This is a genomic window from Streptomyces sp. GS7 (genome assembly GCF_009834125.1).
Taxonomy (GTDB): Bacteria; Actinomycetota; Actinomycetes; order Streptomycetales; family Streptomycetaceae; genus Streptomyces.
The window spans coordinates 4,338,269-4,357,434 of sequence record NZ_CP047146.1; the positions used below are offsets into that span (position 1 = coordinate 4,338,269).

Below are 19,166 nucleotides of genomic sequence, written 5' to 3' on the forward strand. Positions count from 1 at the left end.
GAGTCATCCCTTCGAGGTGGAGAGAAGTTCGACATTGCCGTCGAACTGCCACAGTGGGTTCGGCGCGTCCCCCTCGGGGGTCCGCACCAGGAAGTAGCCGTTGACTTCCTTCGGCCCATCGCCATCGGCCATGAACCGCCCGTCCGGTGTCACGTCGAGCTGATAGACGGCCTGCCCCGCGGCCTGGACGCCGGGGAGATACCAGGACACGACGCAGCGCCAGTCGTTGCCCGGCCCCTGCGCGGCGACCTGGCCGCTGCCCTTGTTGCACGCCGCAGTGGTTCTCAGCTGGGCCTCGGTGACGGCGGGCCGGTGGAGCTGCTCGGTCTGGATGCGGTACAGGTGGGCGAATGCCGTGGCGACCGAGCTTTGCACCTTTGCCTGCCCGATCCCGGAGCCGGTCGCCGTGCCCGCGGTCGTGTCCGTGGTCGTGGCCGTGATCGACGTGGTGAGGACCGCCACCGTCATGGCGACCAGCCCGACCAGCGGCAGCACTCCGACCGTGATCGCGCGGCGCCCCGAGCCGTCGTAGCTCGGGTTCGTGAAGTCGCGCCGCAGGAACAGCAGGTAGGCCAGCGCTGTAGCCAGCACGGCCCACACCAGGCAGACACCGATGCCGATCAGGAGCGGGGCGAGCTGGGCCGGGCCGGTGAACAGACCGTTCCAGGCGATGAAGGCGTAGCTGGGCAGGGCGAGGCGTACGGCGACGGGCAGCGGCATCATCTGGGCGAGCTGCATCGCGAGGGCGACGAGCACCGGCAGCAGCAGTCCCATCGGGGAGCGCCCCAGCGCGACGGACCCGAGCAGTCCGATCCCGGCGAGGGCGAGGGTCGGAGCCAGGACGCAGACCCAGGCGAGCAGGACCTTGACGGCGGCGTCCGCCGGCGTCAGCTGATGGCCGTCGAGGCCGACCAGTGGCTGGTTGCCGACCGCCACGACCCCACCGGCCGCGCTGGAACAGGCCAGCCCGGCCACGAGCAGCAGCAGGACGGTGAGGCTGGCGAACGCCTTGGCGGCGAAGATCCGCCTGGGCGACCGGACCGCCACGAGCAGGTGGCGCCAGGTGCCGAGCCGGTCCTCGGCGGCGAACACGTCCCCGGCGACCACCGAGGTCAGCAACGGAAGCGCCCAGGTGCCCGCGAAACCGAGCATCACCAGCGGTCCGGCCCATCCCGTGGCGTGCATCCAGCGGCCGAAAAGGGTGTCGACGGGCAGCGTGCTCTGTTGGCTCACCGCGGCGACGAAGAGCGCCGGCGCGATCCAGCAGGCAAGAACCAGCAGGCGGATCCGCCACTGCGAGACCAGCTTGACCAGCTCGAAACGGTAGACACGCGCCACCGAGGCACGGCGGGTATCAGTACCGTGGGGCTGGGCGTGGGTGAGGGTCGCGGTCATCGCCCGGCCTCCTCAGGTTCGGTGAGGGCGAGGAACGCCGCCTCGAGCGGCGATACCACGGGTGAGAGCTCGCGTACCGCGACGCCCGCCTGCACCAGCCGCACCACCAGTTCGTCGAGGGCAGGCGCCAGCGCGCGCACGACGAGCACTTGCGCGTCGTGCCGTGGCCCGGCGTCGGCTACGAGGCGGATCCCGGCCGTTTCGGCAGCCAGTTGGCGCGCGGCGTGCGCATCGCAGGTGCGTACCCGGTAGTCCAGTTCCTGCTCCTCGGCGGCCAGCTTGCTCAGCGGCCCGGAGAAGACGACCCGCCCGGTGGCGAGGATGGTGACGTCGGAGCACAGGGCCTCGAGGTCGTCCATGCGGTGACTGGAGAGCACGATGCTGGTGCCGTCCGTCGCGAGCCGGGTCAGGACACCGTGAACGTGCTTTTTGCCGGCCGGGTCCAGACCGTTGGACGGCTCGTCGAGCACAAGCAGCCGGGGCTTGGTGAGCAGCGCCGCGGCCAGCCCCAGCCGCTGTCGCATGCCGAGGGAGAAGCCGCGCGCCCGTTCGTCGGCGACATCGGTGAGCCCGACCTGCGCAAGCGCGTCGTCGATCGCCGTCGTCCGCGCGTCGTCACCGCGGAGAGCGGCCAGCGCGGCGAGGTTCTGCCGGGCGGTGAGCGAGGGGTAGAGACCGGGGCCGTCCACGAAGCCCGCGACACCGTCGGGAGCGTCGAGCGCCCGCCCGACCGGTGTACCCCAAATGTCGAGGCTGCCGCTGTCGGCGACGGCCAGGCCCAGCAGGAGGCCGAGCAAGGTCGTCTTACCGGCGCCGTTCGGTCCGACCAGGCCGTGAATCTGCCCCTGCGTCACATCCAGGTCGACGCCGTCGAGCGCGACCACATCGCCGAACCACTTGGTGATCCCGCGAGCCCGGACTGCGAGGAGTGCGTCCATGAGTCCCTTCCTTCGAAAGCCTCACGGACCGTAGATGAAGTGCACAACGGTCATCAGGAGCAGTCAGTTGAATGCCCATGAAACGGTTGACGACCGGCATGCACCGCGACGATGCCCGGGCGGGCGCCGAGGAGCGCCGGGGTGTCGGCAGCGGCGGGCGCGGTGGACGGCGCGGGCGTGTGGGAGAAAGTGCGGCACTCTGTGCGGATGCGCGGATGCCTGCCCGAAGAGCACGGCGACTTCGTCGGCCGTGACAGCGAACCGGCGGCTGTCGATGGTGTCTGTGCTCTGCTGGTGAGGAGGTTCGCGGCGGCGTGCACGATTGGGGTTCACCGGCGGTAGTGCGAGGAGACGTGACCTGCCGCATACGCCCCCCCGGTCCACCCGTCCCGTGGGTTCATGCCGGAGGCTTCCTCGACTCGGCTCCTTCTCGGGCGAGTTGGCGAGCGGCATCGGCCGGGGGAAAGACCGTGCGTAGCCTTGCGCTGCGCGATTGCGGTCACCATGAAGCAGCCGGGGGAGCGGCATGATGACCGCCCTGTGTGCGATCGTGACGAAGCCTCTCGCCGGTGGACGGTGGGTGACTTGGGCGGTCGCTGCCCGTCTCGGTTACCGGCCGACATCGACGGTCGGGTGCGGCTGTGGAATGTGCTTGATCCCCGCTATCTGTGGCTGCCGGCTTCTCGCCTTGGCTTCTCTCCCCGGTCGTTCCCTCCGGCCACACGATGCCGTCACATCGATGCGGTCACATCGATGCGGTCACCTCGGTGTCGTTCGGTCCGGACGGCCATAGGCCGGCGACCATCGGCGACACTCCGCCGGCCCGGGCAGGCCGACCGCTCCACCCGCTGGGAGCGGTCTGGGTGCCGGCGGCGGGTGCGACCGGTGCGGAGGTGCTTCACATCGGGTGCGTCCGCCGGGCCTGGGCCGCGGTGGAGTTCGACGCGCAGCTGCCCCGCCTCGGCGAGGGCGGGCGCCGCCAGGCCATCGGGGAACGGCGTGTGGAGCCTGTCCCTGCCCGTCCGCGCGCCCGTGGTGTCTGCTCGATAAACCATCATGTGGCGGGCGGGCTCGCGGTGCGGGTTCTTCTCGGTGCTGGGGCAAGGGTGGTGCGAGTGGGCTCAGCGTGCCGGGAAGCTGTAGGTGTAGCCCTGGGCATCGAGTTGGTCCAGTAGTTGGGCGAGCGCTGCGACGCTTTGCGAGCGGTCGCCGCCGCCGTCGTGCATGAGGATGATCGAGCCGGGGTGCAGATTGCGGTTGATGTTCTGCACGATGTTCGCGACGCCGGGTCGTTTCCAGTCGTCGGAGTCGTCGCTCCAGCCGAGGGGTCGGAGTCCGTGTTGGGCGGCGATGTTTCGGATGGCGGGTTTGAAGTCGCCGCCGGGTGCGCGGTAGTACCAGAGCTTGGCCCCGGGACCGGCCGCGTTGGATATCTCCCGCTGAGCGTCGGCGATCTCGTGGATGTTGTAGTCCAGCGGCATGCTGCTTTGGTGCTCGTTGTGGTGTACGGAGTGGTCGCACAGGCGGTCACCGGCGGCGACGATCGACTTGGTGAGGTAGGGGTAGCGCTGCGCGTTCGGCCCTATCTCGCAGAACGTGGCCTTGGCATGGTGCTGGGCCAGTAGCGTCAGGACCTTCGGCGTCCAGCGCGGGTCCGGGCCGTCGTCGAAGGTCAGCGCGACCGACTTGCCGCCGTCGTGGATGCTTGACTGGAGCGCGTTGCTCACCGTGAACCCGCTCGACGGGACGGTGGAGGTGCTGCCTGGGCCATTGGGCGCGGGGGCGGCCGGGGAGGAGGGGGCGGCGGGCGACGAGGATGACGGCGCGGCGCTGGATGTCGAGGACGATGCGCTGTGCGAGGGGGTGGGGGAAGGGGAGGCCGAGCCGGTGGTGACGATGGACGGGGGAGCTGAGGCGGACGGCGGCTCACCCGCCGACGACGTCTTGGCCGCATGCGTTCCGCACGCCGCCAGGGTGGCTCCGGTGAGCGCCACCAGGGCGGCGGCTGCCGCCTTCTTCGCACTGTCCAATGCCACAGCAGATCCTTCCAACGGCAGCCCGGCGGGCATGCCTGTTCAGCGGTGATGGGTGGTGGTGTGCCCCACGGGGTGGGGGAGTGGCCGCGCGGTGGTCGTCGTGGACCCGGGCAGCGGCGGGCGGACTCGGCGGCCGATGTGCCGCCTGTTCCTGGTTCGCCTACTCCTTGTGACGGGCCGGACACGAATAGTCCGTTTTGCACGTTATGTCGATAACGGTAGGGCAATCCGGAGCCGCGGCCCAGGGGCTCACTGTGTGATCTGCATCGCTTCGGACCTGCGGTGATGCGCCGCAACGGCTGTCGCCCCGAGTTCTCGGGGCGGCCACCGCGGTCCGGGCCATCGCCGGCACCGACTTCGGCGCGCACAGACCGCGCCGGCTCTCCCGGTTCGGCGACGCCACCCGGCAGGCCGAGCGCTACGGGCTGTCTGTCCGTCCGCCGTCGTCTGGTGCCGCGGCCGGTCCGCTGGCGTGTGCCGTCGTTGGCTTGCTGCCGTTGTCCGTCGCCTCCGGCCCGCCGTCGCTGGCCGCCTGTCGCCGGCTGGCGGGGCGTAGGTCAGGAGCGCGGCCTTGCCGCGCCGCCGTGGTTATCTGGGCGACGCTCGGCCCGCGGGCCGTTACGGCCCGGCTCCAGGTCCTCGTCGCCGACCACGGCGTTTCTTTCTGCCGGCCGCCTGAAGTCCGGTGGGGGCCGATCGGATCGTCCTCCGGCGGCCGGTGTGCCCGCCCGTGGACCGGCTCGCTGAAGCCCTCTGCATGACCGACGAGCTGAGCGCGACAGTAAAGCCACCCCCGCACGGCGTCGGCGGATCGCCGGAGCTGTATGCCGGCCCGCCCGACGTCTCATGAGCCTGTCGCTCATCGGCCATGGACGGAATTACGTGTCCCATCTCCGGATCTACACTGTCCCTGTGAGCGAGAATCTTCCCCCGTGCCCTGAATGCGCCGGCGCGTACACCTACGAGATGGGCGCGCTCCTGGTCTGTCCGGAATGCGGCCACGAGTGGACCCCCGCGCTTGTCGAGGCCGCGGAAGAGCCCGGTGACAAGGTGATTCGGGATGCGGTCGGCAATGTCCTTGCCGATGGCGACACCGTCACGGTGGTCAAGAGCCTGAAGGTCAAGGGCCACCCGACCGGCATCAAGGCGGGCACCAAGGTGCGCAACATCCGGCTCGTGGACGGTCCGGACGGCCATGACATCGACTGCAAGGTCGACGGGTTCGGCCAGATGCACCTCAAGTCCAGCGTGGTCAAGAAGGCCTGAGCCGCTGCACACGCCTGCGCGAGCGGAACTGCCCGGGACGTCGTCCCGGGCAGTTCCGCTCGCGCGCTTCGGTGATCAAGCTCAGGGCAAGAAGCATCCTGTCCTCTGTGTCCGAACTTTTGCCGTTGTCAGTGACGTTTGATCGTCTTGTGGGACTGCCCGCGGTCAGCGCGGCTGTCGAGCGCAGGCACTGGGAAACGACGCGGTTGCCGAAGGAGGTCTGACAGAATGAGCCGTAAGTGATGTAAGTGATGCGGGGGTTGGGTGGGGGGCGGAGTGCACCCGGACGGTGGATTGGGCGCGGGTCTCACCCCGACAGAGACGGCTGCTCTCCTGCTGGGCAAGATTCGGCAAGGTAACGACTACGCCCGGGGAAAGAAGCGGCAGTTCCGTCGGCGCGCTTCGGCGATCAAGTTGCTGACGCTGGCACTGTCTGCGGCGTCCACCATCATTCTGGGCCTGCGTGTATGGGCAGACCTGGCCTTTGCGCTGGTGGCCCTGGTGACGGTGATGGGAGCTGTCGAATCGTTCTTCAACTGGCGCTCTCGGTGGGTGCTGATGGAAGAGTCGCAGTACCGCTTTCAGCGTCTTGCTGATGACCTGGAGTATCTCGTGGCATCGACGGCTGCCGGCGACCTGACGTATGACCATCTTGGCCGCATCTTTCGTAGGTATCAGGCTATTTGGGATGACCTGAGTCGTACGTGGCTGGAGCACCGTCGCGAACCGGCACCGTCGTCGAGTGCTTAGTCGGCACGCGTGTGCAAGCGCGCTGTGGGACTCGACTCCGTCTGCCTCGCCTTGGCGGCTGTCGGCGGGGCGAGCCTTTCCGAGCGTAGGCGTGAGCCCACAAGTCTGTCGGCTCACGCCTGAGTTCGTGGGGCGCGAGTGGGGCGGAGGGTTAGGTTGTGTCGAGCTGGTTGGCCAGGTCGGTCAGGTCTTCGGCGTGTAGGTCGAATTGGTCCGAGGGTGTGGGTGGGTCGCCGACGGGGCGGGTGACGTAGGCGGTGCGCAGGCCGAGGTTTTGCGCGGCGCGCAGGTCCCAGGCGTGGGCGGCGACCATCAGCAGTTGCTCTGGCGGGCGTTGGGAGATGGTGACGGCCAGCTGGTAGACCGCTGGGTCCGGCTTGTAGGTCCGGGTGTCTTCGGCGGACAGGGCCTGGTGCCAACGTAGTTTGGCGTGGGCGTTGATTCCCAGCAGAGCTGTCCTGCTCGCGTTGGAGAGTCCGATCAGCGGGAACCGTTCGCCGAGTCGGGCGAGCCCTGCCGCTGTGTCGGGCCACGGCGGGAGTCGATGAGCTGACAGGGCCAACGCGGTCACGGCAGCCGGGTCGTCGACTCCGGCGGCGTCGGCGACGAGCTGGGCGGCTTCCTGGTCGAGGGTGTCGCTGGCGAGGTAGGGCCGGACGCCGTCGAGGATGCGGCGTTGTTCGTGGTCGATGTGTTCCTGCCACAGCGTCAGGAGCTGCTCGATCCTGGGATCGTCGAGTGACGGGTCGAGTTCACGTATCCCGGCGCGGATACCGGCAGGTTCGTCGACGAGTGTGCCGAGCACGTCCAACACGACGGCATCGATCTCCGGCTTTGCCATATGAGGGTCTCCTGGACGAAGCGTGCTGTGACAGTGCCTGTTGTGCCAACGCAGCGGGAAGCCATCCTGATTCCGGCCCGCACAGTGCACCTGGTGCCCGGTTGCTGCGCCGGGTTGCGATGCTGTGGCGGTGGTCGGCCTTGGGCGGCGGGTTCAAGGCCGTGGCGTGAGCTGGTGGCCAGGCCAGTGCCCGACTTTCCGGGGAACCTCGGTGGGAGCTGGGCGACGTTCCGGTGCCAGGGCGGATGGCTGACACGACTGCGGGGAGCGGGCCGGTGGCGAGGTAGCCGTCGTGATGGTCGCGTCCCAAGAAGCCGTGGGCGATGGGGCGGCGGAAGGAATTGACCAGGGCGGACCGGGTGGCCTGCCGCTCGCCGGTGCTGGGGCCGGGTTCAGGAGCAGGACCGTCTCGACGCGGCCTCGATGCGGTGTGCTTGTGCCGCAAGTCTCCGCCGCAGACCGTCCGACTGTTCCACCCGTAGATTGCCGCTTGTGCGCTGCTGCCCTTTGTCGTGGTCGTTCCTCCCCCACTCCGTATCGGGCCGTGGTGCCGGCGGCTGCGGCACCCGGTCGGCCCGGTGGTGTCGGCGCTTCGTATGCTCGCAGTGCGGGGAACCGGAAGCTGACCACCTTCGGAGGCGAACGACCATGTCGGAACAGCGAGTTGTCCTGGTGACTGGCGGGGGAACGGGAATCGGGGCCGCCACCGCGCGGCTGCTGCGCGCGGCCGGGCACCAGGTTGTGATCTCCGGGCGGCGGCCCGAGCCACTGCGCCGGGTTGCTGGGGAGACCGGAGCGTTGGCCCACCCTTCCGACGCCGCCGACCCCGAGGCGGTGCGCGAGCTCGTCGAGACGACGGTTGCGGCCTACGGGAGACTCGACGGTGTGGTGCTCAACGCCGGAATCGGGCGGGGCGGCGCGGTCGGCGACACCACCGTCGAGGACTGGGAAGAGCTGATACGGACCAACCTCACCGGCCCGTTCCTGCTGCTGCGCGCCGCGCTGCCGCATCTGCTCGCGGCCCGCGGCGCGGTGGTCGCGGTCGCCTCGGTCGCAGCCCTCCGCAACAGCGCCGGCAACGCCGCCTATGCGACGTCCAAGGCGGCTTTGCTCCACCTGTGCCGCTCCCTCGCCGTCGACTACGGGTCGCAGGGGCTGCGGGCCAACGCAGTGTGCCCGGGCTGGGTGCGTACGGAGATGGCCGATCAGCGGATGGCGCGGTTCGCGGCCGAGGCGGGGCTGGCGGGTGGTGCCGAGGCGGCGTACGAGGAGGCGAACCGGCTGACTCCCGCCGGGCGGCCGGGTGATGCGGAGGAGGTCGCCGAGGCGATCGACTGGCTGCTGTCGCCGGCCGCGTCCTACGTCAACGGGGCCGTCCTGACCGTCGACGGCGGGGTGACCACGGTCGGCGTCGGCGGTGCCGCCTTCGATCACCGGATCGAGGCGCGCACCCCGCGCCTGTAGCGCACTACCGGACAGGCCCGTTCCACAGGCCCGTCGCGGGGCCGGAACCCGTGGCGAAGCCAGGAACCCTTGGCAGGGCCAGGGCCCCAGAAAGAGGCTGGCCTGGATGGCGCCCGGCCACAGCCGTGCTCGTCGCCGGGGGTTTCGATGCCGCCGGCGCGGGCGGCGGCGATCAGGTCGTCGGCCTGGTCGTCCGCGCCCCAAGACGCGCACCAGATGCGAATGTCGACGTCGGAGGCGGGGCCTTGTGCCTGTGCAAGAGCCCCGCGAACTCGCCGACTACGCCAAGGCGTTCACGGCTTTGGCGCGCATGGCCGTGCACGGCGACGCCGCCCGGGCCTCGTCAACGACCAGGGCGAGACGACCGGCCAACCCAGGGCCTCCGCGAATGGCGCGACAGCCCCTTCACCGGCTTCTGCTTCAACCTCGCCTCCGACCGCACCGAAGCCGCGCCTTCCGCTCAACCGCCACGGCCTGTATGCCTGGAACAAACCCGGGGTGCTGCGCGCCAAGCTCTACACCGACACCAGGCGTTCAAACCGCGGCCCCACTTCACCCTTACCGCCTGCTCCGCGGCCGCCGACCTGCTGCTGGTCCACAACAAGCGGCACCTGGTCCTGTGAGTCCCGGCCCCCGATGACCTGACCGCTCTGGCGGACGCGGTAGGGGAGGTGCTGCGCCGCTGCGCTCGGCAGCGCACGGTCCTGAAGGGGCAGTGGGCGCCCATGAAATGACACTGGGTCGGTAGGGCCGCGGAGGCCGATCGCATCTGACCGCCCGCTTTGCCGAGCTCAGGACACTCCCGAGCAATCCGCCTATGGCGCGGCTGACGCGTCGGTGGTGGCCCTGCTGCACCGCGGACGAGAAGCCGGCCACTGAGTGCATCCGGTGCTGCGCACCCCATGCGGCGGTGCGCACCGACGATGCACCGCACCCCACTCCTGTGAGTGGAGCCCACTGGCGGGGAGTGCTCTGCATCGCCGGTGACGATGGCGCGCATCCATCCGATGAGCACCCGCGTGTTTCCCCTTGAGCACGGCCCGTGTCGAGGGGGAGTGCGACGTCCTCAACCGGCCTGCTTCGCCGCGTTGAACGCGTCCGGTGTGCACCGGGTGGTGCGCACCGGGTGGGTGCGTACCGGCTGCTGAGTGCACCGTGTGGGCCACCACCAGGCGCTCGTCCCGCATTGCCTCCAGGGTGTCGGCGATGTCCTTGCTGTCGGGGTCCGGGATGACGTTCAGCGTGAACTGGATGAGGCTGCGCGCGATGCCCGGTGCCGCCGTGGTGGGGGAGTCCCGTGCCCAGTCACGCAGCTCGGACAGGAGCACGCACCCGTGGTGATGTCCTCGGGGCCGGCAGCAAGGCGAACGTCAGCTCCCGGTCTGCTTCCGTCCGCCCGGCGATGGCGGTGCCGCTGAGCGGTGCGCGTTGCGGGCCATCGCGAGGGTGGCGCCGGGGCCTCATTGGTGGGCCGGATTGGGCGCGGGGACGGCGGATGTCAGGATGTGGCCATGCAGAACGTTTATTTCGATATCGCTATTGACGGTAAGGACGCCGGGCGCATCGTCTTCCGGCTCTTCGACGACGTTGTCCCGGAGACCGCGCGCAACTTCCGCGAGCTCGCCACCGGCCAGAACGGCTACGGGTACGCCGGTTCCGCCTTCCACCGCGTCATCCCGGGGTTCATGCTCCAGGGCGGCGACTTCACGCACGGCACCGGCACCGGCGGCAAGAGCATCTTCGGTGCGACCTTCGCCGACGAGAACTTTTCCCTCAAGCACGACCGGCCGTTCCTGCTGTCGATGGCCAACCGCGGCCCGAACACCAACGGCTCCCAGTTTTTCGTGACGACCGTCGTCACCCCCTGGCTGGACGGCAAGCACGTCGTCTTCGGTGAGGTCGTCGAGGGCGAGGACCTGGTGAAGCAGATTGAGGCCCTCGGCTCCCGCAGCGGTGCCCTGAGCTCCGACGTCGTCATCAAGGGGAGCGGCACCGTCGCCTGACGTCCGCTGCGCCGGCGGGGATGGCACTGCGGCAGTCCCAGGTTTCCGGACTGTCTGTTCGACGGGCGCCTCCGTCGCGAACCTGAGGAAGTCCGCGACGGAGGCGAATACACCACCGCTCTGCGCGCCCGCCGCAAGCCGGTGACCGCCTCGCCCCGCGGTGCTCGTGGTCCGCAGGCTCACCCAGGGGGCTTGGTCGTCCACTCTTCTGTGGGCGTGTGTGGTGTTGTCGGCGGGTACCCCGTATACGTGATGGAGCGTGAGAGTGCCCGGATACGGGCTTCGTGGATCTGCCTGGTCCTGGTAGGCGCGGGCATCTTCGTCTTCGGCCTCGTCGCCGTCATCGCGCCGGGATCCGGTGACGCGGGGTTGATGCGGGCCGACGGGGTGGCCGCCGTCGGCCTGGGGCTGTTCGGCATGCTGATCACGCTGGTGCCGTTCCGGCACCGGGAGGGTTGGGCGTGGTGGGTGCAGTGGTTCTACCCGCTGTTTTGGATCGCACATTTGGTGGGTCGCCTTCCGCCCGGCAAGGACCACGTCCACCAGGTGGTGTTCATCGTGCTGTCGCTCGTCGGACTGCTGCTGCCGGTACGCGAAGTCTTCCCGCGCGCTCCCCGATCGCAGTGACGCGAGGCTCAGCAGCGAGCATCCTGCCCGTCACCGCCTGATGGTCTGCAGGTGATGGTCAGCGACTGCCCGTCATTCTCGAAGTCGTCTGTGCCGGCTGCCGCCTGTGCATGGTCTGTACCCCCCTGTAGCAAGTCCTTTGGGCTCGGGCCGCGCGATCCGGAGGCTGAAGTCTGTCCCTGTCGTCACGGCTATTGGCTCTGCCGGTCCTCAGCCTGGACGTTCGCCAGCAGCACCTCCAGCATGGCGTTGAAGTCCATCGGAGGGTCGGCCGGGAACCGACCGGATTCCTCGGCGGCCAGCCGCCCCAGGACGGCGGTTGCGAAGACGTACCAACGCTGACGGGCGCGTTCGGGCGGCAGCCCGCCGAGCGTGAAGGCCGTCACCACGCCGCGCTCGACGGCGTCGTGTCCCGCCGCCTTGTGCCCGCCGGTGAGGGCGCGGGCGGCGAAGCCGGGCACCGCGCGGAACTCGCGCCGGATCGCGTGGGCGAGTTCGGCCGGCCAGTCACGCCAGTCGGCTTCTGTGGGGTCGCGCCGGGGCACGATCCGCCGGCTCATCTCGGCACTGGCCAGATCGAGCAGTTCCTCACGGCCGCCCACCCAGCGATAGAGCGCGTTATCTAGGGTTGGGCCAAGTTTCCACAGGTCAGGCGGCCATCACTGTTGCAGGCAAGTTAGGCACGTGGCTGCACCACTACGCTTGCTGTCGTCGTCCAGCGCCTGCACGAGCTGCTGCTCTCCGAGCTGCGGGCCGCGGACCTGCTGGACTTCTCCGATGCAGCGGTCGACTCCAGCCACGTCCGCGCGATGAACGGCGGGCCGGCCACCGGTCCGTCCCCGGTGGACTGGGGCAAGGCCGGCAGCAAGCACCACCTGATCGTCGAGGCGCACGGCATCCCGCTTGCCGCGATCACCACCGGCGGCAACCGCAACGACGTCACCCAACTGATCCCGCCGATCCAGGCTGTCCCGACGATCCGCGGCAAGCGCGGCCAGCCGCTGCGCCGCCCCAAGCACCTGTACGCCGGCCGCGGCTATGACCACGAGGTCCATCGGGACAAGGTCCGCCGGTTCCAGATCAACCCACACATCGCCCGGCGCGGCACCGGGCACGGCTCCGGCCTGGGCGTGTACCGCTGGGTCCGGCCCCGGGGATCAATCGAACCGTGGTTGGCGCTGAGATTGATCATGGTCCAGTCGACGCGAGGGTGCTGACCCGGTTCTCGTACTCGCGACGGGCCTTGCGCTGGGCGGGGACCGCCGGGGCGCCATGGCCGCCGTCGAGCGGCTGACAGCGGGCGAGGAGTCCGCGGTGCACGGCGGGGACGGCGCTGACGCGGAGTGTGTAGCCCTGGCCGCGCCGTACGGTCACGCCCTGGTCGAGCGCGTCCCGCTCGGCGGGCTCCAGTTCGGCCGCGCGCAGGAAGTCGGCGACCTTGCCCGGCATGTCGAGGGTGACCGCGGTCTCCGGTGCTGGGGTGCCCGGGTGATCGTCGGTGTGCTCGGGCAGGAGGTCGGCAACGGCGGTGCGGATGGCGCCGCGGCTGACGTCGTGGTCGCGGGCCAGACGGGCGATGGACCGGCCGCCCAGGTACGCGGCGCGCACGGCGGCGGCCTTCGCTGCCGTGACGGCCGGGCGGCGTCCGCCCTTGTTGCCCTTGGCCGCGGCGGCCCGCAGCCCGTCGTAGGTCAGCTCGCGCTGGAGGTCGCGCTGGAGTTCGCCGGCGGCGGCGAGGGTCTGCACCATGAACTTCACGGTGGACAGCAGCTCGCGGTGCGCGGGTGGCGGGCAGTGAGGTCCATCGCGGAGAACGCGCCGTCGTGGATGTGCAGGGCGAGGCGGTCGCGGTGGAGGACGTCGAGCACGTCGAGGATGTGCCCGGTGCCGCGTACGAGGCGGAACATCTCGGTGATGTGCACGGTGTCGCCCGGCCGCGCGTACGACAGCAGTTCGCGGAACTTCGGGCGCTGGAGGGGGTGGAGGCGGCTGGAGGTGGCCGGGTCCTCCTCGAAGACGACCGGGTCCTCGATGCCGACCTCCTCCAGGACGAGGTCCTGCCGGGCGGTGGACTGCTGGTCGGTCGAGACCCGCTTGTAGACCAGGTTCGCCACCGAGGGCCCCTTCCGGACGGAGGATCGGACCCTATCTGTCGTCAAACCCTGTCAGCAATCACCATCGGATCTGATTTGATTCGAGCCGCCGCGAACCCCCGGATTACGCGGGTTCATTGGACGCCAGCCGCGCCTGTCGTCATTCGATGGCGAGCTCAAGCGGTCAGCGCATCACCGCTGTTGAGGAGGCCAGCGTAGACCTCTGCCGGAGTGCGATAACCGTGGGTCCTGCGCGGACGATGGTTGAGCTCGTGGGCGATGGCGCCCAGGTCGGCCTGGCTGAACGTGCGGAGATCCGCGCCCTTGGGGAGGTACTGCCGAAGCAGCCGGTTGGTGTTCTCGTTGGTGCCGCGCTGCCACGGGCTGCGCGCCTTGCAGAGGTAGATCGGCATCCCGGTCTCGGCGGTGATGGCCTGGTGCTCGGCCATCTCCCGGCCCCGGTTCCAGGTAAGCGTTCGTCGTAGCTGGGGCGGGATGCCGAGGAGACTCCTGGTGAGGTGCGGAGTGACCTGCTCAGCCTTGATGCAGTCCGGCAGCGCAACGATGGCCGTGTAGCGGCTGGTGCGCTCGACGAGCGTGGCGACGGCCGAGGGCCGGGTGCCCATCACGAGATCTTCCTCCCAGTGGCCGGGCACCTTGCGGTCCTCGGCCTCGGCGGGGCGGGCGGTGATGGACACCATGCCGCGGATGATGCCCCGCCCGGTGGGCCGGCGGGCGATCTTCGGACGACGCATGGGTCTGCCTGACCGCAGCCGCTGGGTGAGGCTGCGGTCGATCGCCTGGCGCCGGCGAGGGTCGTAGAGCGAGAGGTAGATCGCTTCGTGCGAGATCTGCATGGAGGCGTCACCAGGAAACCGGCGTCGCAGCCATCCTGCGATCTGCTCGGGAGACCAGCACAGAGCCAGCTTGGCCTCCACCAGGGCACGCAGAGCGGGCCGTTGAGCGAGCTTGGCCCGCTTGGGCCGGCGCCCGCGCTCGTAGGCGGCCGCATCGGCCGACGCGGCACGGTAGCGGTCCCGGCCGCCGTTGCGAGCGATCTCGCGGGAGACGGTCGAAGGCGATCTGCCCAGCTGCTTGGCCAACTGACGGGCCGATGCTCCGGCGGCGATGCCGCGCGATATCTCCTCGCGCTCGCTGCCGCTCAGATGCCGCTCTGACCGCGTCTGCGGGATGAGGCGGACGCCGCCACTCTGGTACAGGAACCGACGGGCGTGCTGCATCGGTGCCCCGAGCACCCGCCCGATCAAGCTGAACGACTGCCCCTCGCGCCAGCGCCTCCAAATCTCATCCTGTTGCGCCGGCGAAAACCCGTAGTCACGCACCTGCGCCTCCACGATTACATGATCATCCGCGGGTGGTGCGTTGATCACTTGAGGGCGCCATCGTTTGCCGACAGAGATGCTGGTCGCCCGGCACCCCGGCCGGAGCCGCTCGTTGTCGTCCCCGGGGCCCGTCGCACGGTGCGGGCCGGACAGTGGGAGGACTCCGGGTGAGAACGGCTCGCCTACATCCAGCTGTGGCACCACGACGGGATGCTGACCCTCGCCGACACCGCCGCCGTGATGACCAGCGAACACGCGCAGGACCGCCATGCCCTGATCGGCGCCTAGCACGCCGCCATGCAGGAGCGGATCCACCAGCTCACCTGTGCCGCCGCCGTGCTGCGGCACAGGCTGGACTGCCCGGCGGACCACCCGCCGAGCTGTCCCGTGACCGGCGCCTACATCAGCGCCCGTGTCGAGGCCACCCTCGCCGGTGAGGAATTCCACGAACCGAATTGCTGAACAACTGCTGTCGCAACTCGTCACCCTTGGGAAGAGTGACCGTCCCGGTCAGTCGACGGCGTCGCGCCTGACCGGGACGGCCCGGGTGTCTCTCACGCTTCCCGGGAAAGCCAGGTGTCGATGTAGTTCGTGGTGTCGTCACTGTTGCGCTGCAGTGCGAGGTCGTGGCCGGCGTTCGGGACGACCTTCACATCGACGTGCGGGCTGGCCGGGTAGGCGGCCGGTTCCGCGGCGACGGTCTTGTCGCGGTCGGCGGGGTCGAAGTAGAAGGTGTCGTGCTCGCCGACGACCGAAAGGACGGGCACATTGACGCCCTTGGCGAAGCGACCCTGGTTCTGCTCGGTCATGAAGTCGCCGGATTCACCCGGGGTGATGGTCTGCTTCGTCGCGTCGTCGGCCTGGACGGTGGCCAGGTCGGCGTTGAAGGGCCAGTAGAAGTATTGCCGCAGGCCGGGTCGCGTGGTGATGTAGCCCGTCGGTGCGGGATGGTTCGCGAAGGCCGGGTCCTCGGCTGCAGGGTGGACAAGCGTACCGAAGACGCCCTCGGCGGCGCCCGCGTGATGCAGCAGCCCCGTAATGACGACGGCGTTGACGTCCTTGTAGGTCGCCGCTTCCTGCAGCGCCACCGAGCTGCCCTGCGAGTGGCCGACCAGTGAGACGGGCAGCCCCTTGTAGGTGGACCTGAGCTTGGCGATGAGCTGGTGGATGGTCGCTGCGTCGACGGTGTTGTTCACGTCTCCGGCGGCCGGGTGGCTGGACTTGCCCGTTCCGATGCGGTCGACGGCGACGGAGATCCAACCGTCCTCGGCTGCCTTGCGTGCCTGGGAGACCCAGCCCTGGGAAGTCTTCAGGTCGAAGTAGCTGTGGTCGTAGGTGGCACCGGGGACCATCACCTGGATGCCGCGGGCGTGTCCGCCCTCCGGCTGGTAGACCACGGAGCTGAGGCTCTGGTCAGCCGGCCCGTTGCCGGTGAGCGAGACCTGCTGCGTGAGGGTGTGGCGGCTGAAGTCGGGGCCATTGTTGTGGGCATCGGCCGCGGCGGGCACGGTGACGGCCAGGGCGGTCACGGTCAGCGCGCCGGCCGCTGCGATTGCGGTACGGAGGACGACGGATATCCGAGAGTTGCTCGTGGGCATAGTGAAGATCACCTTTGCGAGTGGCGAAGGGGTGCGCCGGTGGCGCTCGATTGGCCGGACGGCCCGTTGAAGCTTCAATCAACGTAGAGGAGATTTATTGAAGCGTCAACCAATTACTTGATGGATCAAGTGATTGGGTAGAGTCACCGGCATGGACAAGATGGACAAGGACGAGCCGCGCTGGCTGAACGAAGCCGAGCTGAACGCCTGGAAGGCGTTCAACACACTGATCATCAAGCTGCCCGCCGCACTGGATTCCCAGCTTCGCAACAACTCGGGACTGAGCCACTTCGAGTACCTCGTGCTAGCCGCCCTCTCCGACGCGCCACAGCGCGCGCTGCAGATGAGCACCCTCGCCGTCCTCGCCAACGGCTCGCTCTCCCGCCTGTCGCACGTGGTCAAACGGCTGGTGAAGCACGGCTACGTATACCGGGAGACCGCACCCGGCGACGGCCGCTGCACCCTCGCCGTCCTCACCGATCAGGGGTACCGGAAGCTGGCCGGCAGCGCACCCGGCCACGTGGAGCAGGTGCGATCACTGGTGGTGGACGCACTGGAACCGGAGCAGATCGAACAACTACGTCACATCTCCCAGCAGATCCTGCACGCGATGGATCCCGACCTGCCCTGTCCGGACCGCCGCTGAAAGCCGCGCAACCGCGCCAGCTCGTCATCTGCGAACACACAGGTCGCCACCGAGAACCCCCACCACAAGCAGTCGCATACGGCAGCCCCTGTCGTATCGACGGCTTACCTCATTGCCTGGTGAACGACCCGGCCACTCCTCGGGACACGCCGCGATGAAAGCTGCTGGCCCTACCACCAGCGGCTGCGGGCGCCCGGCGTTCAGCGAGGCCCGCCGGTGGGCATGGCCGCCTACGACGTTGGCGTGACCGCTGGATCGTCACCTACGGCTCGTCGGGGTGGTCCGGTAGGAAGTCGTTGAGGAACTCTTCACCGGCGAGGGCGGCGTCGACCCGGGCGCGGATGTAGGCGCCGGTCACCGGGCAGTCCACCGGGCGGTCGTTGGGACACTCCAGCAGGTGTTCCAACACAGCAGCGGCCCGGGTGAGCTTACGGATGCGTGCCAGCATCGCCTCCCGCTGCTCGGCGATCAGGGCGCGCCGGTCCTCGACGTGCTTGCTCTCCATCACGGCGGCGGTGTCGGCGAGCGGCATCATGCCGTCGTTGTGCCACAGCTGGGCGTACGCGAGCTGCTCCAGGCCGGTGCGGTCGTAGTAGCGCACGCGCCCGCGCCGGGCGACGGGGCGGATCAGGCCGCGTTCCTCGTAGTAGCGCAGGGCGGGCACGGACAGGTCGAACGCCTTGGCCACCTCACTGATCGAGAACAGCGGTTTCATCGTCCCTCCGGGCCGATCTTCCGGCGGCTTGCACTCAAGCGCACTTGAGCGTGAATTCTGAGGACATCCTAACGTCCACGTTGAAGGGCAAGCCCGTCCATGCTTACCTCCTCCGCCTCCAGAACAGCCGCCCCGCCCGCATCCGCCGACACCGACCGCCAAGCCCCCACGGCGGGTGCTCTGCTTGTCGTCGGCTTCGTGCTGCTGAGCCTCAACACCCGGGTCGCGTTCGGGCAGATCGGGCCGCTGGCCCCCATCGCCCACTTCGGCTCCGCCACGGTGACCGTGCTCGGGCTGCTCCCGCCGCTGTGCATGGGCCTGTTCGCACCGCTCGCCCCGGTGGTGCGGCGCCGGCTCGGCGAGGAGCGCGGCCTGCTGTGGGCCAGCGTCGTCCTGGTCGCCGGCGCGATCCTGCGCGTGTTCGGGATGCCGGGCCTGTACGCCGGCACCATCGTCGTCAGCCTCGCTACCGCGGTCGTCAACGTGCTCGTGCCGGTCCTGGTCCGGGCTCGCTTCTCCCACCGGCACGTCGGCACCATGATGGGCGTCTACGCGCTGTCGATGGGCGTCGGCTCGGCGATCGTCGCGGCCCTGGTCGCGCCCGTCGCCCAGGCGTCCGGCGGGTCCTGGCAGCTCGCGGTCGGCCTTGCCATCGTGCCCGCCGTGCTCGCCGCGGTGGGAATCGCCCCGCAGACCCGCGTCCACCGGCCCCGGCCCGCCACCCCGGCCGCCGATGCGGCCGCGCCGCGTCGGCACGTCGCCCGTACCGGGCTGGCGTGGAGCCTGACGGCCTTCTTCGGCATCCAGACCCTCGCGTTCTACACCGCGCTCGCCTGGCTGCCCTCCATCCTCATCGCCGCCGGCACCAGCCGGACGGTCGCCGGCACCTGCCAGGCGGTGCTCATCCTCGGCGTGGCCGCAGGCGGCTTCCTCGCGCCCGTCCTCGCCGCACCCCGCAACGACCAACGCCCGCACATCCTGGGCACCGTCCTGATCAGCGCCGCCGGGTTCACCGGACTGCTGCTCGCCCCGAACGGACCCTCGGCACTGTGGGCGGCCATCCTCGGCATCGGCCTGGGCGCCGGACAGGCTCTCCCGGGAGTGCTCTATGCCCGCCGGGGCACCGACCACGACCACGTCGCCGCCCTGTCGACCATGGCCCAGACCTGCGGCTACCTCATCGCCGCCACCGGCCCCGCCCTCGCCGCCGTCCTCCACAGCACCACCGGATCCTGGACCGTCCCGCTCGCGGTGGTCATCGCAGCCCTGTTGCTCGGCGCCGCACTGAGCATGCGGGCAGGCCACGACTCCCGCTGACCACCGCAACCGGCCCCAACACTCACCGGTGCGATGGCCCGATGGCCACGTCATCCACGACGGCGAGCAGCAGGTCAGGACGTTACGCGGTGGGGAATCCAGGCGGGCAGGCTTGTCCACCCTCTGAGCAGGGG

19 protein-coding genes and 2 pseudogenes are annotated in these 19,166 nt (G+C 69.6%); 11 read left to right on the forward strand and 10 right to left on the reverse strand.

Annotated elements, in window-relative coordinates; all coding sequences use genetic code 11:
• Window positions 1-3: 3 nt before the first annotated feature.
• From GR130_RS19110 to GR130_RS19120, 3 genes are all read right to left on the reverse strand, one after another.
• On the reverse strand, window positions 4-1,395 hold the full coding sequence (locus GR130_RS19110) for an ABC transporter permease (RefSeq protein WP_159505853.1): 1,392 nt from the start codon (window positions 1,393-1,395) through the stop codon (window positions 4-6).
• Window positions 1,392-2,333, reverse strand: coding sequence for an ABC transporter ATP-binding protein (locus GR130_RS19115; protein WP_159505854.1), 942 nt, complete (start codon window positions 2,331-2,333; stop codon window positions 1,392-1,394). The genes GR130_RS19110 and GR130_RS19115 overlap by 4 nt, the downstream gene beginning before the upstream one ends.
• A gap of 1,121 nt (window positions 2,334-3,454) precedes the next feature.
• Entirely contained in the window at window positions 3,455-4,060 is a 606-nt protein-coding gene (locus tag GR130_RS19120) for a polysaccharide deacetylase family protein (protein WP_159505855.1), read from the reverse strand.
• 1 nt (window position 4,061) lies between these two features.
• Between GR130_RS19120 and GR130_RS19125 the strand changes: the two genes are divergently transcribed.
• From GR130_RS19125 to GR130_RS19135, 3 genes are all read left to right on the forward strand, one after another.
• The gene (locus GR130_RS19125; protein ID WP_159505856.1) at window positions 4,062-4,418 is read left to right on the forward strand and encodes a hypothetical protein; all 357 of its coding nucleotides are present in this window, start codon (window positions 4,062-4,064) and stop codon (window positions 4,416-4,418) included.
• 863 nt (window positions 4,419-5,281) lie between these two features.
• Complete coding sequence (locus tag GR130_RS19130; RefSeq protein ID WP_236573198.1) at window positions 5,282-5,635, forward strand: zinc ribbon domain-containing protein YjdM; 354 nt, start codon at window positions 5,282-5,284, stop codon at window positions 5,633-5,635.
• A gap of 276 nt (window positions 5,636-5,911) precedes the next feature.
• A complete protein-coding gene (locus GR130_RS19135; protein WP_159505858.1) occupies window positions 5,912-6,385 on the forward strand; it encodes a DUF4231 domain-containing protein in 474 nt (157 codons plus the stop codon).
• Window positions 6,386-6,536: 151 nt separating this feature from the next.
• On the opposite strand, the gene GR130_RS19140 is transcribed toward GR130_RS19135, so the two are convergent.
• Window positions 6,537-7,226, reverse strand: a complete 690-nt coding sequence (locus GR130_RS19140; RefSeq protein ID WP_159505859.1) for a haloacid dehalogenase type II — start codon at window positions 7,224-7,226, stop codon at window positions 6,537-6,539.
• Window positions 7,227-7,874: 648 nt separating this feature from the next.
• On the opposite strand from GR130_RS19140, the gene GR130_RS19145 reads away from it, so the two are divergent.
• The 4 genes and pseudogenes from GR130_RS19145 (at window position 7,875) to GR130_RS19165 (ending at window position 11,320) form a co-directional block, all read left to right on the forward strand.
• The gene (locus GR130_RS19145; protein WP_159505860.1) at window positions 7,875-8,690 is read left to right on the forward strand and encodes an SDR family NAD(P)-dependent oxidoreductase; all 816 of its coding nucleotides are present in this window, start codon (window positions 7,875-7,877) and stop codon (window positions 8,688-8,690) included.
• Between the two features lie 247 nt (window positions 8,691-8,937).
• Window positions 8,938-9,027 (forward strand): annotated as a pseudogene (locus GR130_RS40660) (transcriptional regulator); the annotation flags it as partial.
• Window positions 9,028-10,201: 1,174 nt separating this feature from the next.
• Window positions 10,202-10,693 carry a peptidylprolyl isomerase gene (locus GR130_RS19160; RefSeq protein ID WP_159505861.1) on the forward strand — a complete coding sequence of 164 codons (492 nt, stop codon included), beginning with the start codon at window positions 10,202-10,204 and terminating at the stop codon, window positions 10,691-10,693.
• Window positions 10,694-10,942: 249 nt separating this feature from the next.
• Window positions 10,943-11,320, forward strand: coding sequence for a hypothetical protein (locus GR130_RS19165; RefSeq protein WP_268977929.1), 378 nt, complete (start codon window positions 10,943-10,945; stop codon window positions 11,318-11,320).
• A gap of 191 nt (window positions 11,321-11,511) precedes the next feature.
• Here GR130_RS19165 and GR130_RS19170 read toward each other — a convergent pair whose 3' ends face one another.
• Window positions 11,512-11,922 (reverse strand): hypothetical protein, encoded by a 411-nt coding sequence (locus GR130_RS19170; protein ID WP_159505863.1) that lies wholly within the window; start codon window positions 11,920-11,922, stop codon window positions 11,512-11,514.
• Between the two features lie 102 nt (window positions 11,923-12,024).
• Between GR130_RS19170 and GR130_RS19175 the strand changes: the two are divergent.
• A pseudogene (locus GR130_RS19175) lies at window positions 12,025-12,474 on the forward strand (transposase); the annotation flags it as partial.
• Window positions 12,475-12,508: 34 nt separating this feature from the next.
• Here the strand turns inward: GR130_RS19175 and GR130_RS40665 are convergent.
• From GR130_RS40665 to GR130_RS19185, 3 genes are all read right to left on the reverse strand, one after another.
• Window positions 12,509-13,069, reverse strand: coding sequence for a hypothetical protein (locus GR130_RS40665; RefSeq protein WP_236573200.1), 561 nt, complete (start codon window positions 13,067-13,069; stop codon window positions 12,509-12,511).
• A 5-nt stretch (window positions 13,070-13,074) separates the two neighbouring features.
• Window positions 13,075-13,434 (reverse strand): recombinase family protein, encoded by a 360-nt coding sequence (locus GR130_RS40670; protein ID WP_236573202.1) that lies wholly within the window; start codon window positions 13,432-13,434, stop codon window positions 13,075-13,077.
• 155 nt (window positions 13,435-13,589) lie between these two features.
• Window positions 13,590-14,756: an IS30 family transposase gene (locus GR130_RS19185; RefSeq protein WP_159510085.1), complete on the reverse strand. Its 1,167-nt coding sequence runs from the start codon at window positions 14,754-14,756 to the stop codon at window positions 13,590-13,592.
• Window positions 14,757-15,053: 297 nt separating this feature from the next.
• Between GR130_RS19185 and GR130_RS19190 the strand changes: the two genes are divergently transcribed.
• The gene (locus tag GR130_RS19190; protein ID WP_159505865.1) at window positions 15,054-15,218 is read left to right on the forward strand and encodes a hypothetical protein; all 165 of its coding nucleotides are present in this window, start codon (window positions 15,054-15,056) and stop codon (window positions 15,216-15,218) included.
• 92 nt (window positions 15,219-15,310) lie between these two features.
• Here the strand turns inward: GR130_RS19190 and GR130_RS19195 are convergent, their stop codons facing one another.
• Window positions 15,311-16,354 carry an alpha/beta hydrolase gene (locus tag GR130_RS19195; protein ID WP_159505866.1) on the reverse strand — a complete coding sequence of 348 codons (1,044 nt, stop codon included), beginning with the start codon at window positions 16,352-16,354 and terminating at the stop codon, window positions 15,311-15,313.
• Between the two features lie 151 nt (window positions 16,355-16,505).
• Here GR130_RS19195 and GR130_RS19200 point away from each other — a divergent pair, with 151 nt between their 5' ends.
• Entirely contained in the window at window positions 16,506-17,000 is a 495-nt protein-coding gene (locus GR130_RS19200) for a MarR family winged helix-turn-helix transcriptional regulator (protein WP_236573206.1), read from the forward strand.
• A gap of 262 nt (window positions 17,001-17,262) precedes the next feature.
• On the opposite strand, the gene GR130_RS19205 is transcribed toward GR130_RS19200, so the two are convergent.
• Complete coding sequence (locus GR130_RS19205; protein WP_159505867.1) at window positions 17,263-17,715, reverse strand: MerR family transcriptional regulator; 453 nt, start codon at window positions 17,713-17,715, stop codon at window positions 17,263-17,265.
• Between the two features lie 99 nt (window positions 17,716-17,814).
• On the opposite strand from GR130_RS19205, the gene GR130_RS19210 reads away from it, so the two are divergent.
• Window positions 17,815-19,032, forward strand: a complete 1,218-nt coding sequence (locus GR130_RS19210; RefSeq protein WP_159505868.1) for an MFS transporter — start codon at window positions 17,815-17,817, stop codon at window positions 19,030-19,032.
• Window positions 19,033-19,166: the final 134 nt, after the last annotated feature.

Excerpts from the sequence above, each read along its gene's own strand:
- GR130_RS19160 (WP_159505861.1), top strand. The coding sequence starts at position 10,202 with ATGCAGAACGTTTATTTCGATATCGCTATTGACGGTAAGGACGCCGGG.
- GR130_RS19205 (WP_159505867.1), bottom strand. The coding sequence starts at position 17,715 with ATGAAACCGCTGTTCTCGATCAGTGAGGTGGCCAAGGCGTTCGACCTG.
- GR130_RS19190 (WP_159505865.1), top strand. The coding sequence starts at position 15,054 with ATGCAGGAGCGGATCCACCAGCTCACCTGTGCCGCCGCCGTGCTGCGG.
- GR130_RS19140 (WP_159505859.1), bottom strand. The coding sequence starts at position 7,226 with ATGGCAAAGCCGGAGATCGATGCCGTCGTGTTGGACGTGCTCGGCACA.
- GR130_RS19210 (WP_159505868.1), top strand. The coding sequence starts at position 17,815 with ATGCTTACCTCCTCCGCCTCCAGAACAGCCGCCCCGCCCGCATCCGCC.
- GR130_RS19115 (WP_159505854.1), bottom strand. The coding sequence starts at position 2,333 with ATGGACGCACTCCTCGCAGTCCGGGCTCGCGGGATCACCAAGTGGTTC.
- GR130_RS40665 (WP_236573200.1), bottom strand. The coding sequence starts at position 13,069 with ATGGTGCAGACCCTCGCCGCCGCCGGCGAACTCCAGCGCGACCTCCAG.
- GR130_RS19195 (WP_159505866.1), bottom strand. The coding sequence starts at position 16,354 with ATGCCCACGAGCAACTCTCGGATATCCGTCGTCCTCCGTACCGCAATC.
- GR130_RS19200 (WP_236573206.1), top strand. The coding sequence starts at position 16,506 with ATGGACAAGATGGACAAGGACGAGCCGCGCTGGCTGAACGAAGCCGAG.
- GR130_RS19145 (WP_159505860.1), top strand. The coding sequence starts at position 7,875 with ATGTCGGAACAGCGAGTTGTCCTGGTGACTGGCGGGGGAACGGGAATC.
- GR130_RS19110 (WP_159505853.1), bottom strand. The coding sequence starts at position 1,395 with ATGACCGCGACCCTCACCCACGCCCAGCCCCACGGTACTGATACCCGC.